Source organism: Curtobacterium sp. GC_Cur_3, assembly GCF_026544205.1.
Lineage (GTDB): Bacteria > Actinomycetota > Actinomycetes > Actinomycetales > Microbacteriaceae > Curtobacterium.
Genome location: NZ_JALNUI010000021.1, coordinates 1 through 12,968, shown reverse-complemented (window position 1 = coordinate 12,968; position 12,968 = coordinate 1). Strand labels below are relative to the sequence as shown.

Below are 12,968 nucleotides of genomic sequence, written 5' to 3'. Positions count from 1 at the left end.
TAGGCAGGACCCGTGCGACGAGCGGCAGCAGCGGCGGTGGGGCTGGCCGTCGTGGTGCTCCTCGCCGGGTGCGCCGTTCCCCAGGGGGCGCCGCCGTGGCCCCGGCCGACCGACCTCGCAGCGCGGGCGCAGGACGCCGGGCTGCGCGACGTCTGGGGACAGCGGCTCGCGGAGCACGTCCACACGCACGTGACGATCACCGACGGCGACCAGCCGGTGGTTGTCCCGGGGGACATCGGGCACTCGGCCGCCGACCACTTCGCCGCCGAGGTCCACACCCACGACACGTCCGGCATCGTGCACGTCGAGTCACCCGACCGCCGGACGTTCACCCTCGGGCAGTTCTTCGACGAGTGGGGCGTCTCCCTTGGTCCGGCGCACGTCGGCGGCCTGCACGGGGACCTGACCGTCTGGGTCGACGGGCACCGCTCCTACGGCAACCCGCGCTCGATCCCGCTGCGGGACCTGGAGCAGGTCGACCTCGTGGTCACGACGATCGGCGAGGTGCCCCGACGACCGGCTGCGTTCGACTGGCCGCCGCAGTACCACTGACGTCGCCGGCAGCGCAGGCGTCCGCGGCGAGCAGCGCCTCGGCGACCGCGGCCGGGTGCTCCACGTGCGCGAAGTGCCCGCAGTCCTCGAGCAGCACGGTGCGGACCCGCGGCAGGACACCGACCAGACGCGCCAGGTCGGACACCCGGGCGAACACGTCGTCCCGCCCGGCGATCGCCGTCACCGGGACGGTGATCCCGCGCCAGCGGTCGGTGTCGTAGGCGGCACCGGAGCGGGCGGCCGCCAGGAAGCCCTCGGGTCGGAGCTCCTCGACGAAGGCGTCGAGGACGCTGCGGTCGAGCGACCCGACGTGTGTGAACACCGGCGCGGCGAGCAGCCGGAGCAGCCCGACCCCCGCCAGCGCGCGGAGCAGCGGGACCGCGGCGCCCCGGGTCACGGCGAGGCCGGCGCGGAGCAGGGTGAAGGCCGGCAGCGTGACGAGCCCGAAGAGCGGGTGCCGGGCGGCGTGGGCCGTGGCGAAGGTGGTTCCGGACACGAGGGCGACCGACCGGACGCGCTCCGGCATCGTGACGGCGCAGTGCATCGCCACGAACGCCCCCATCGAGTGCCCGACCACGTCCACGGCGTCGATCCCGAGGGCGTCGAGCACCTCCGCGAGCACGTGCACCGCGTCGTCGGTGGAGAGCGGGACCGCCGGCGCCGGGGAGGAACCCCACCCGGGCAGGTCGACGAGGACCAGGCCGCGGCCGTCGAAGCCGTCTGCGGCGCCCAGCAGCGGCGTCCACGTCGTCCAGGAGCCCGCGACGCCGTGGAGCAGCAGCAGGGGCCGCTCGCCGAGCCGCGCGTGCACGACGACGTCGCCGACGGCGGTCGGCACGACCATCCGGGTCAGCGACCACGGGACCGGGTCGGAGGTCACCGGGAATGGTGCGTAGGCCGTGGACGCGCCCGTCTCGGGTGCGTCAGTCGTGTCGATGGCGTCCACCGTGCCTCCAGTCCGGCGCATCTGCGCCCCCGGAGGATTCGGAGCCGGACCGTCTGCGGTTGCCTAGCCGACCGCGACGGGGGTGGAGCAGGCCGCCAGGCGGTCGAGCGCCGCGCGGTACTCGGTGACGTCGCGGGCGATGCCGGGCTCGGAGATGATCGAGGCGCGGATGCGGCCCTGGACGTCGATGACGAACGTGGCGCGGTTCGCGAAGCCCTTGTGCTCGAGGAACACGCCGTACTCCTTCGACACCGCGCCGTGCGGCCAGAAGTCGGCGAGCAGGTCGAAGTCGTAGCCGTTCTGGTCGGCGAACGACCGGAGCGTGGCCTTCGAGTCGACCGAGATGCCGATGAGCTCGATGCGGTTGTCCTGGAACATCGCGATGTTGTCGCGGAGTTCGCAGAGCTCGCTCGTGCAGGTCGACGAGAACGCGAGGGGGAAGAAGACGAGTGCGACCGGGCGGGAGCCGCGGTGGTCGCTGAGTCGGACGTGCTCTCCGAACTGGTTCGGGAGTTCGAAGTCCGGCGCGAGCGAGCCGACATCCAGTGCCATCAGGCGTGTGCTTCTTCCTCGGGCTGCGGGTGTGCCCGTCGATCCACGCCCGCGCACGGTCTGCGGCAGGCACGATCGGCAATCGTACGCCGACGACACGTGAACGCAAGGACCTGTTCACCCAGGCTGTCTGTCTGCCGTGGGGCCTAAGGTGGACGAGGCCCCCGCCGCCGGTCGCGACCCGATCGATCGGTGGGCCGACCATGTCCCCACCACGAGAACGAACGAGGTCAACGGTGACGGTGAACGACCAGGACCCGCGCAACACCGCAGGAACGGACCAGGACCCGGAGGAGACCGCCGAGTGGCGTGAGTCCCTCGACGGTCTGGTCGCGGCCCAGGGGCACCAGCGGGCTCGCGAGATCATGCAGGGCCTGCTGAAGCGCTCCAACGAGCTGCACCTCGGCGTGCCGATGGTCCCGACGACCGACTACGTGAACACCATCGCTCCAGAAGACGAGCCCGAGTTCCCGGGTGACGAGGAACTCGAGCGCCGGTACCGCCGGTGGATCCGCTGGAACGCGGCCGTCACGGTGCACCGCGCCCAGCGTCCGGGCATCGCGGTCGGCGGGCACATCTCGACCTACGCGTCGAGCGCCGCCATGTACGAGGTCGGCTACAACCACTTCTTCCGCGCGCAGGACCACGCCTCCGGTGGCGACCAGGTCTTCTTCCAGGGCCACGCCTCCCCCGGCATGTACGCCCGCGCCTACCTCGAGGGCCGCCTCGGCGAGGACCAGCTCGACGGCTTCCGGCAGGAGAAGTCCCACGCCGGCGGCGGGCTGTCGTCCTACCCGCACCCGCGCCTCATGCCGCACTTCTGGCAGTTCCCGACCGTGTCGATGGGCATCGGCCCGATCAACGCGATCTACCAGGCGCAGCAGGCCAAGTACCTGACCAACCGCGGGATCAAGGACGCCTCCGACCAGCAGGTCTGGGCGTTCCTCGGCGACGGCGAGATGGACGAGGTCGAGTCCCGCGGCCAGCTGCAGGTCGCTGCCAACGACGGCCTCGACAACCTCAACTTCGTCATCAACTGCAACCTGCAGCGGCTCGACGGACCGGTCCGCGGCAACGGCAAGATCATCCAGGAGCTCGAGGCCTTCTTCCGCGGAGCCGGCTGGAACGTCATCAAGGTCGTCTGGGGCCGCGAGTGGGACGAGCTGCTCGCCCGCGACACCGAGGGCGCGCTGCTCAACCTGATGAACCAGACGCCGGACGGCGACTACCAGACCTACAAGGCCGAGAACGGTGCCTACGTCCGCGAGAACTTCTTCGGGCGCGACCCGAAGGCGCTCGAGCTGGTCAAGGACTACACCGACGACCAGATCTGGAACCTCAAGCGCGGCGGCCACGACTACCGCAAGGTCTACGCGGCGTTCAAGGCCGCGTCGGAGCACAAGGGCCAGCCGACCGTCATCCTCGCGAAGACGGTCAAGGGCTACGGCCTCGGCCCGAGCTTCGAGGGCCGCAACGCGACCCACCAGATGAAGAAGCTCACGCTCGACAACCTCAAGCAGTTCCGCGACGAGATGCGCATCCCGATCTCCGACGCCCAGCTCGAGGAGAACCCCTACACGCCGCCGTACTACCACCCGGGCAACGACGACGAGGCGATCCAGTACATGCACGAGCGCCGCGCCGCGCTCGGTGGGTACGTCCCGGAGCGCCGGACGAAGTACACGTCCATCACCCTGCCGGACGACGCCAAGTACCAGGTCGTCAAGAAGGGCTCCGGCAAGCAGGAGATCGCCACCACCATGGCGTTCGCCCGACTGCTCAAGGACCTGCTCCGCTCCCCGGACTTCGGCAACCGCGTGGTGCCGATCATCCCGGACGAAGCCCGCACCTTCGGCATGGACGCCTACTTCCCGACGGCGAAGATCTACAACCCGAACGGCCAGCACTACACGTCGGTCGATCGCGAGCTGCTCCTGGCCTACAAGGAGAGCCCGCAGGGCCAGATCATCCACGTCGGCATCAACGAAGCCGGCGCCCTGGCTGCCTTCACGGCCGTCGGCACCTCGTACTCGACACAGGGCGAGCCGCTCATCCCGGTCTACGTCTTCTACTCGATGTTCGGGTTCCAGCGCACCGGCGACGCCATCTGGGCCGCCGGTGACCAGATGACCCGCGGGTTCATGATCGGGGCCACCGCCGGCCGCACCACGCTCACCGGTGAGGGCCTGCAGCACGCCGACGGCCACTCGCCGCTCCTCGCCGCGTCGAACCCCGCGGTCGTGTCCTACGACCCGGCCTACGGCTACGAGATCGGGCACATCGTGCAGGCCGGCCTCGACCGGATGTACGGCACGAACGAGGACGGCTCGCCGAAGCACGACGACCCGAACGTCATGTACTACCTGACGGTCTACAACGAGCCGATCGTGCAGCCGGCCGAGCCCGAGGGCGTCGACGTCGAGGGCATCACCAAGGGCATGTACCTGCTCAAGGGCAGCGACCACGACGGCCCGAAGGCGCAGCTCCTGGCGTCCGGTGTCGCCGTGCCGTGGATCCTCGAGGCCCAGCAGCTCCTCGCCGAGGACTGGGGCGTCTCCGCCGACGTCTGGAGCGTCACGAGCTGGGGTGAGCTGTACCGCGACGGTGTCGCGGCGGAGCAGCACGCGTTCCTCAACCCGAACGAGCAGCCCCGCACGCCGTACGTCACGGAGCGCCTGCTCGGCACCGAGGGCCCCGTCGTTGCCGTCAGCGACTTCATGCACCTCGTGCAGGAGCAGATCCGCCCGTTCGTCCCGACGGACTACGCCACGCTCGGCGCCGACGGGTTCGGGTTCTCCGACACCCGCCCGGCCGCCCGCCGCTTCTTCCACATCGACGGCCCCTCGGTCGTCGTGCGGACGCTGCAGCAGCTCGCCCGCCAGGGCAAGGTCGACGCGGCGCTCGTCCAGCAGGCCATCGACAAGTACCGCCTGCACGACGTGACCGCGGGCACCACGGGCAGCGCCGGCGGCGAGAGCTGATCACCCGGTGACGACTGTCCGCACCGATGCCGCGAGCCGGGAGAACGACCGTGAACGGGCGCTCTCCTGGCTCCGGCAGGTGTCGGGCGAGCTCTCCACCGCCACCATCAAGCGGCTCGAGGACACGCTCCCCTGGTACAGCGAGATGCCACCGGGGCGCCGTTCCGCGGTCGGGATGGTGGCGCAGGCCGGCATCACCTCGTTCATCTCCTGGCTCGAAGGCTCCGCGTCCACGCCGTGGATCGCGGCGGCCGACGTGTTCGGGTCCGCGCCCCGCGAGCTCCTGCGCTCGGTGAGCCTGCAGCAGACCCTGCAGCTCATCCGGGTCGTCGTGACCGTGGTCGAGGAACGCGCCAAGGACGACGAGATGCTCCAAGAGGCCATCTTGAAGTACTCGCGGGACATCGCCTTCGCCGCGGCCGACGTCTACGCCCGGGCGGCAGAGGCCCGCGGGCTGTGGGACGCCCGCCTCGAGGCCCTTGTTGTCGACTCGATCCTCTCCGGCGAGTACGACGACGAGCTCCCCTCGCGCATCGCCGCGCTCGGCTGGCACGGGCACGGCGAGGTCGCGGTGCTCGTCGGCACCGCCCCGAAGCAGCTCGAGGTCGATCAGGTCCGCCGGACCGCCCGCCACATGGACGCCGACGTGCTCATCGGTGTGCAGGGCTCCCGGCTCGTGGTCGTCATCGGCCGGGCCACCCCGCGGGACGACGTCCCCGAGGGCGAGGAACCGGTGTCCTTCACCGCCATCGCGCAGTCGCTCGAACCGCTCTTCGGCGAGGGACACCTGGTGCTCGGCAACGAGGTCACCGGGGTCGTCGACGCCTCCACGTCCGCCAAGGCCGCCCTCGCCGGGTTCGCCGTGGCCCGTGCGTGGCGTGGTGCACCCCGTCCGGCCCTCGCCGACGACCTGCTCCCCGAACGGGCACTCGCCGGGGACCCGCTCGCCCGGTCGGCCCTCGTACAGCGCATCTACGTGCCGCTGAAGGACCAGTCCACCGAACTGCTGCAGACCCTCTGGTGCTACCTCGACACCGGGCGCTCGCTCGAGGCCACCGCGCGCGAGCTCTTCGTGCACCCGAACACCGTGCGCTACCGCCTGCGCCGCGTGGCGGACATCATCGGGTGGGACGCCACCCACGCCCGCGACGCCCTCATCGTGCAGTCGGCGCTCATCCTCGGGGCGATGTCCGAGTCGACCGCCGGTCGTCGCCGCGTCGGCCGACGGTAGGGGTCCCACAATGTCTCGACCCGATTCGTGTCGGGAGTCCACACGGGCGCGGCTCTCCCCGAGGGCAAGGATTGTCCGGTGATCGTCGTCGTCGCGCCCGGACAGGGCTCCCAGACCCCCGGATTCCTCGCGCCCTGGCTCGAGGACGCCGCCGTCCGTGACCGCATCGGGAAGTGGTCAGATGCCATCGGCGTCGACCTCGCGAAGCACGGCACCGAGTCCGACGCGGAGACCATCAAGGACACCGCGCTCGCACAGCCGCTCATCGTCGCCGCCGGGCTCATCACCGCCGACGCCCTGCTGGCCGACGGTCGTCGCGCCCACGTCGGCGGCGTCGCGGGTCACTCGGTCGGCGAGTTCACCGCCGCCGCGGTCGCCGGCATCCTGCAGCCCACCGACGCCGTCGCCCTCGTCGCCGAGCGCGGCCGGGCCATGGCGGACGCCGCGGCCCTCGAACCCACCTCGATGGCTGCCGTCCTCGGTGGCGACCCCGACGAGGTCGCCCAGGCGCTCGAGACCCACGGCCTCGTGCCGGCGAACCACAACGGCGGGGGCCAGACCGTCGTCGCCGGCAGTGCGGACGCCGTCGCCGCACTCGTCGCCGCTCCCCCGACCAAGGCCCGTGTGATCCCCCTCGCCGTCGCCGGTGCGTTCCACACGCGGTACATGGCCCCAGCGGTCGAGCGTGTCGCTCCCGTCGCCGCCGCCGCTGCCGTCGCGGACCCCACGCTGCCGATCTGGACCAACGCCGACGGCTCCCGCGTCGACGACGGCCGTCGGTTCGTCGACCTCATGGTCCAGCAGATCGCCAGCCCCGTGCACTGGGACGCCGTCATGACGTCCTTCCAGCAGGCCGGCGTCACCGGGATCATCGAACTCGCACCCGCCGGTGCCCTCGTGGGGCTCGCCAAGCGCGGCCTCCGCGGCACCCCGACCGTGGCGGTCAAGTCCCCCGAGGACCTGCCCGCCGCGATCGAGCTCCTCACGACCGAAGAGGTACCCGCATGACCCTCACCCCCGACTCCACCCAGCCCGACGCCACCGCCCGGCCCGACGCTGCCGATCGCCCCGTGCTCGCGCAGCGCCGTGGGCACGAGTTCAGCCGCATCATGGCGTTCGGCGCCGCCCGCGGTGAGCTCACCGTGCCGAACGACGACCTCATCGGCCCGATCGACTCGTCCGACGAGTGGATCCGCCAGCGCACCGGCATCGTCACGCGCATGCGCGCCGGAGCTGACGTCGAGGCCGTCGACCTCGCCGAGGCCGCCTCGCTCGAGGCCATCGCCAAGGCCGGTCTCACCCCGGACCAGATCGGCGTCGTGCTGGTCAGCACCGTCACGAACACCGTCGCCACCCCGTCGATGGCCGCGCTGCTCGCCGAGCGCATCGGTGCCACGCCGGCCGCCGCGTACGACATCAGCGCCGCGTGCGCCGGGTACGCCTACGGCATCGCCCAGGCCGACTCGTTCGTGAAGTCCGGCATCGCCGACCACGTGCTGGTCGTCGGCGCCGAGAAGCTCAGCGACATCGTCGACCCCACCGACCGCTCGATCTCGTTCCTCCTCGGTGACGGTGCCGGCGCAGCGGTCGTCGGCCCGAGCGACTTCCCCGGCATCGCGCCCACCATCTGGGGCTCCGACGGCTCCAAGTGGGACGCGATCGGCATGACCGCCACGTTCAACGAGTGGCAGGCCGGGGCCGCGCGGCCGACGATCCGGCAGGCCGGCCAGACCGTCTTCCGCTGGGCTGTCTGGGAGATGGTCAAGGTCGCTCGTGAAGCGCTCGAGACCGCCGGCGTCCGCCCGGACCAGCTCGCCGCCTTCGTCCCCCACCAGGCCAACATCCGCATCATCGACGAGTTCGCCAAGCAGCTCGGCATCCCGGACTCGGTGATGATCGGTCGCGACATCACGACCACCGGCAACACCTCAGCGGCGAGCATCCCGCTCGCCACCCACCGCCTGCTCGAGGAGCACCCGGACCTGTCGGGCGGCCTCGCCCTGCAGATCGGGTTCGGCGCCGGCCTCGTCTTCGGGGCGCAGGTCGTCGTCCTCCCGTAGGACATCCGCTTTCGCACAGTCCCGCACGGCTGCGGGCGCGGGACCACCCCGTGCCCTAGGCTGATCAACGGTCAAACGACACCCCCCTCAAGGAGACACCATCATGGCCCTGTCCAACGAAGAAGTCCTCGCCGGCCTGGCCGAGCTGATCAACGACGAGACCGGCATCGCCACCGACACGGTGCAGTCGGACAAGTCCTTCACTGACGACCTCGACATCGACTCCATCTCGATGATGACCATCGTCGTGAACGCCGAAGAGAAGTTCGACGTGAAGATCCCGGACGAAGAGGTCAAGAACCTCAAGACCGTCGGTGACGCCGTCGACTTCATCGTCAAGGCCCAGGCCTGACACGAACTTCCCTGAACGCCGTGGTCCGGCTCGACCTCCCGGTCCCCGGCCACGGCGTTCTCCATGTCCACCACTGAAGAGACAAGTCGTTCCATGACCAACAAGACCGTCGTCGTCACCGGGATCGGTGCGATCACCCCTCTCGCTGCGACTGCCACGGAGACCTGGGACGCCCTGCTCGCGGGCAAGTCCGGCATCACCAGGATCGAAGACCCGCGCTTCGCCGCGCTCGAGCTCCCCGTCGAGTTCGCCGGCCAGGCACGCCACTGGATCACCGACCAGCTCACGCGCCCCGAGACCAAGCGCTTCGACCCGTCGTCGCAGCTCTCGCTCATCGCCGCGCGTGAAGCCTGGGCCGACGCCGGCATCGACGCCGAGACCGTCGTCCCCGAACGCCTCATCGTGGACTGGGCGACCGGCATCGGCGGCGTCAACACGCTGCTCGACGCCTGGGACACCCTCCGTGAGAAGGGCCCGCGCCGCGTCCTCCCGATGACGGTGCCGATGCTCATGGCCAACGGCCCCGCCGCCGCCATCGAGATGGAGTTCGGCGCCCGTGGTGGCGCGCGCACCTACCTCTCGGCGTGCGCGTCCTCCACTGAGTCCCTCGCCGAGGCCTACCGCCACGTCGCGACCGGTGAGGCCGACATCGTCATCGCCGGTGGCGCCGAGGCCGCGCTGCACCCGATGCCGCTCGCCTCGTTCGCCGCGATGCAGGCCCTGTCCCGCCGCAACGACTCCCCCGAGACCGCGTCGCGTCCGTACGACGTCACGCGCGACGGCTTCGTGCTCGCGGACGGCGCTGCGGCGCTCATCCTCGAGACCAAGGAGCACGCCGAGGCCCGCGGTGCGAAGATCTACGCCGAGGTCGCCGGTGCCGGCATCACCTCGGACGCCTTCCACATCACCGCTCCGGACCCCGAGGGCAGCGCTGCCGCCCGTGCCGTCCTGATGGCGCTCGAACACGCCGGTGCATCGCGCGAGGACGTCGTCCACGTCAACGCCCACGCCACGTCGACGCCCGTCGGGGACATCGCCGAGTACCACGCCATGCGCCGGGTCTTCGGCGACCACCTCGACTCGGTCATCGTCTCGGCGACCAAGGCGTCGACGGGGCACCTCCTCGGTGGCGCTGGTGCGATCGAGGCCGTCTTCACCGCCCTCGCGCTCCACAACCGGGTCGCACCGCCGACGATCAACCTCACCGAGCAGGACCCGGAGATCGTGATGGACGTCGCGACCTCGCCGCGCGAGCTCCCCGCGGGCGACCTGCTGGCCGTCAGCAACTCGTTCGGCTTCGGCGGCCACAACGCCGTCGTCGCGTTCCGCTCCGTCTGACCAACGCCACGAACGGCCGCAGCCCGCGCGGGCTGCGGCCGTTCTGCTGTCCCGCCGGGAGGCTCGCCCCACCCCGGCGTCTGGCTCGCCTCCCCGAGACACCCCCGTCTGCACGAGACACCCCTGTCTGGCAGATCTCGAGCGCTGCGAGACAGGCTCGTCTGCGCGAGACACCCCTGTCTGGCGAACTCTCGAGCGCTGCGAAACACACGCCCGTCTGCGCGAGACACCCCTGTCTGCGTGAAACACCCCCGGACGCACGAGACGCCGCCGTTTTCGGCGGCGTCTCGCGGGTTCGGGGGCGTCTCGGCGTGACGGGGGTGTCTCGGCGTCGTCGGGAGGAGGACTCCTCGGCGAGACGGGGGCGTCTCGGCGAGACGGGGGCGTCTCGGCCTGACGGGGGCGTCTCGGCCTGACGGGGGCGTCTCGGCCTGACGGGGGTGTCTCGGCGTGACGGGGGTGTCAGCCGACGCGGTGGAGCCAGACGACGGGGTTGCCCTCGGCAGCGTGGCGGAACGGCTCGAGCTCGTCGTCCCAGGCCTGCCCGAGCGCCAGACGCAGTTCACGGTGGAGCTCGAGGGCGTTGCTGCCGGCGACCTCCATCGCGTAGCGGACGCGGTCCTCGGGGATCACCATGTTGCCGGTGACGTCGGTCTGCGCGTAGAACACACCGAGGTCGGGCGTGTGCATCCAGCGGCCGCCGTCAGAAGCAGCGGTGGGTTCCTCGGTGACCTCGTACCGGAGGTGCTCCCACCCACGCAGGGCCGAAGCGATCGCAGCACCCGTGCCGACCGCGCCCGTCCACGTGTACTCGGTGCGTCGCGAGCCGTCCTGCGCAGGCTGGTCCAACCAGGAGAAGTTCACGGCGCGACTCATCGCGCGACCTGCTGCCCATTCAACATGGGGGCAGAGCGCGCGCGGGGAGGAGTGCACGTAGAGCACTCCCGACGCAGTCCCGGTCATGGTTCCTCCGATCATCAGGTGCGACTTCCCCATCGACCTGTGCTGGAGGGACCCGGTGCAGAGCACCACGGAACCATCGATATGCGATTGTGATGTCCTCGCGGACACGCCCATTATGCAGGCCTGCGCCTGTGTACGGCAAGGACGCCGGGCGGATCAGTGGAAGACGGCCCCGTCGACGTCGAGCGGGTGCCGTTCCCCGGCGTCGAGCGCGACCGCCAGGCGGTTCTCGGGCGGCGGGATCGGGCACGCGTACTGGTAGGAGAACGCACACGGCGGCAGGACCAGGTCGTTCCAGTCGAGCGTGACCTCGGCAGGGCCGCCCGGGTCGGCGATGAACAGGAACCGGCCCATCGAGTACGAGCTGCCCGGGTCGTCCTCGGGCAGCGCACTGGTGGCGTCCTGCACGATGAGCTGCAGGCGTGCCGATCCGCCGAACGGTGCCGACCGGACCGCCAGGAGCCGGGCATCCACGCCGCGGATCGTGGTGTCGATCGTGCCGGCGACCACGAGCGGTTCGCCGGCGGCGTCGAGGACGCTCCCCCGAGCCTCCTGGCAGTCGACCGGGGTGTACGTGCCGGACGTGACCAGGTCCGACGACGGGAACCGGTCGATCCGCGCGAAGCGGCCGACGGCGTCGGCGGACGGGTCCCAGACGCGGAGGGTGTGGCCGCCCCGGACGGCGGCGACCGTGCCGGCCATGCCGTCGGGGAAGGCGACCGTGGATGCGACCACGGCGTCGTCGCCGGCCACCAGGACCGTGCCGTCGACCGGGAGGCCGTCCACGGTGATCCCGTCGGCCTCGGTCGCCGTCACCTGCAGCCCGCCGACGGCCGGTGCCCAGGTCCCGGGGACGGGCCAGACCTGCTGGGGCTGGTCGACGTGCTGCGCGTTCACGAGCGCGAGGGGGCCGCGGGCGCTGCGGGCCCAGCGGTCGCGGGCGTCGGAGTCCGTCATGCCTGTTCCTGCCGGGGGTAGATGACCTTCTGCACGATGATGATCACCGACGCGGCGACCGGCACCGCGACGAGGGCGCCGAGCACCCCGCCGATGGTGGCTCCGGCGACGGCGGCGATGACCACGAGTGCACCGGGGACCTGGACCGCCCGCGACATGATTCGCGGGGAGATGATGTACGACTCGACCTGCATGTACACGAGGTAGTAGATCGCGGCGGTCAGGGCGGTCGCGGGCGAGGCGAAGAAGCACAGCAGCGAGATCACGACGGCGGCGCTGATCGTGCCGACGAGCGGGATCAGCGAGCCGAGGAAGGCGAACGTCGCCAGCAGCACGGGCAGGGGCGCACCGATGATGATCAGCAGCGCGAGGCTCAGCACGCCGTTGATGCCGGCCTGGGTGATCTGCCCGACGACGTACCGGCCGACGGAGGAGGTCACTTCCTCGCTGACCGCGATGTAGTTCTCGCGGCGCGACGCCGGGACGAAGCGGTACATCATCCGCTTCATCCCCCGCATCGACGCGAGGAAGTAGAGCATCAGGATGAGCACGATGAGGGCGCCGGTGATGCCCGAGAGGATCCCGCTGCCGACGGCGAGGATGCCGCCGCCGAGGCTCAGCAGGTTGCCCGGGTCCTCCGCGAACTTCTGCACGGACTGCAGCGCGTGGTTGACGTCGAACGACCCGTTGAGCTGCTTCGACAGGTCCTGCACCCACGGCTGCCCGGACAGGTCCTCGACGATCTGTGGGAAGTTCTGCACCAGGTTCGTGGCCTGGGTGATGAGGATCGGGACCACCGCGAAGACCACGCCCGCGAACGCCGCCAGCACGGTGACGACGACCGCGAGGATCGCGAGCCAGCGCGGGACGTACCGCTCCATGAACGTGACGAGGGGGTCGAGGCCGAGCGCGATGAACAGGGCCACGCCGATGTAAACGAGGACCGTCGAGAGCTGCCCGATGAGGGACCCGGCCAGGAGCGCCACGAGGACGCCGATCCCGCCCATGAAGCCGATGCGGAAGGCGTTGACGCGGA

At 70.9% G+C, this 12,968-nt stretch carries 12 protein-coding genes; 7 read left to right on the top strand and 5 right to left on the bottom strand.

Annotation, left to right across the window (positions count from 1 at the left end; genetic code table 11):
- Nucleotides 1–12 precede the first annotated feature (12 nt).
- Nucleotides 13–552, top strand: coding sequence for a hypothetical protein (locus OXR63_RS12105; protein WP_267423572.1), 540 nt, complete (start codon nucleotides 13–15; stop codon nucleotides 550–552).
- Here OXR63_RS12105 and OXR63_RS12100 read toward each other — a convergent pair.
- Together OXR63_RS12100 and OXR63_RS12095 are read right to left on the bottom strand one after the other, a co-directional pair.
- Entirely contained in the window at nucleotides 488–1,432 is a 945-nt protein-coding gene (locus OXR63_RS12100) for an alpha/beta fold hydrolase (protein ID WP_267423570.1), read from the bottom strand. The two genes, OXR63_RS12105 and OXR63_RS12100, sit on opposite strands and share 65 nt — an antisense overlap.
- 129 nt (nucleotides 1,433–1,561) lie before the next feature.
- Nucleotides 1,562–2,050, bottom strand: coding sequence for a peroxiredoxin (locus OXR63_RS12095; RefSeq protein WP_267423568.1), 489 nt, complete (start codon nucleotides 2,048–2,050; stop codon nucleotides 1,562–1,564).
- Between the two features lie 236 nt (nucleotides 2,051–2,286).
- Between OXR63_RS12095 and aceE the strand changes: the two genes are divergently transcribed.
- The 6 genes from aceE to OXR63_RS12065 all read left to right on the top strand — a co-directional run bounded on the left by aceE (nucleotide 2,287) and on the right by OXR63_RS12065 (nucleotide 10,012).
- Nucleotides 2,287–5,031 (top strand): pyruvate dehydrogenase (acetyl-transferring), homodimeric type, encoded by a 2,745-nt coding sequence (gene aceE / locus OXR63_RS12090; protein WP_267423566.1) that lies wholly within the window; start codon nucleotides 2,287–2,289, stop codon nucleotides 5,029–5,031.
- Nucleotides 5,032–5,038: 7 nt separating this feature from the next.
- Nucleotides 5,039–6,262 carry a PucR family transcriptional regulator gene (locus OXR63_RS12085; protein WP_267423564.1) on the top strand — a complete coding sequence of 408 codons (1,224 nt, stop codon included), beginning with the start codon at nucleotides 5,039–5,041 and terminating at the stop codon, nucleotides 6,260–6,262.
- A 78-nt stretch (nucleotides 6,263–6,340) separates the two neighbouring features.
- Complete coding sequence (locus OXR63_RS12080) at nucleotides 6,341–7,270, top strand: ACP S-malonyltransferase (RefSeq protein WP_267423562.1); 930 nt, start codon at nucleotides 6,341–6,343, stop codon at nucleotides 7,268–7,270.
- Nucleotides 7,271–7,371: 101 nt separating this feature from the next.
- Nucleotides 7,372–8,322, top strand: a complete 951-nt coding sequence (locus tag OXR63_RS12075; protein WP_267423697.1) for a beta-ketoacyl-ACP synthase III — start codon at nucleotides 7,372–7,374, stop codon at nucleotides 8,320–8,322.
- Between the two features lie 103 nt (nucleotides 8,323–8,425).
- Nucleotides 8,426–8,674, top strand: a complete 249-nt coding sequence (locus tag OXR63_RS12070) for an acyl carrier protein (RefSeq protein WP_071275967.1) — start codon at nucleotides 8,426–8,428, stop codon at nucleotides 8,672–8,674.
- A 93-nt stretch (nucleotides 8,675–8,767) separates the two neighbouring features.
- Nucleotides 8,768–10,012, top strand: coding sequence for a beta-ketoacyl-[acyl-carrier-protein] synthase family protein (locus tag OXR63_RS12065; RefSeq protein WP_267423552.1), 1,245 nt, complete (start codon nucleotides 8,768–8,770; stop codon nucleotides 10,010–10,012).
- Between the two features lie 462 nt (nucleotides 10,013–10,474).
- On the opposite strand, the gene OXR63_RS12060 is transcribed toward OXR63_RS12065, so the two are convergent.
- The 3 genes from OXR63_RS12060 to OXR63_RS12050 form a co-directional block, all read right to left on the bottom strand.
- Nucleotides 10,475–10,975: a DUF3145 domain-containing protein gene (locus tag OXR63_RS12060; protein WP_194625965.1), complete on the bottom strand. Its 501-nt coding sequence runs from the start codon at nucleotides 10,973–10,975 to the stop codon at nucleotides 10,475–10,477.
- 156 nt (nucleotides 10,976–11,131) lie between these two features.
- Nucleotides 11,132–11,932, bottom strand: a complete 801-nt coding sequence (locus tag OXR63_RS12055; protein ID WP_267423547.1) for a DUF1684 domain-containing protein — start codon at nucleotides 11,930–11,932, stop codon at nucleotides 11,132–11,134.
- A partial coding sequence (locus OXR63_RS12050) for an AI-2E family transporter (protein WP_267423545.1) occupies nucleotides 11,929–12,968 on the bottom strand: 1,040 nt, incomplete at its 5' end. The genes OXR63_RS12055 and OXR63_RS12050, both read right to left, overlap by 4 nt.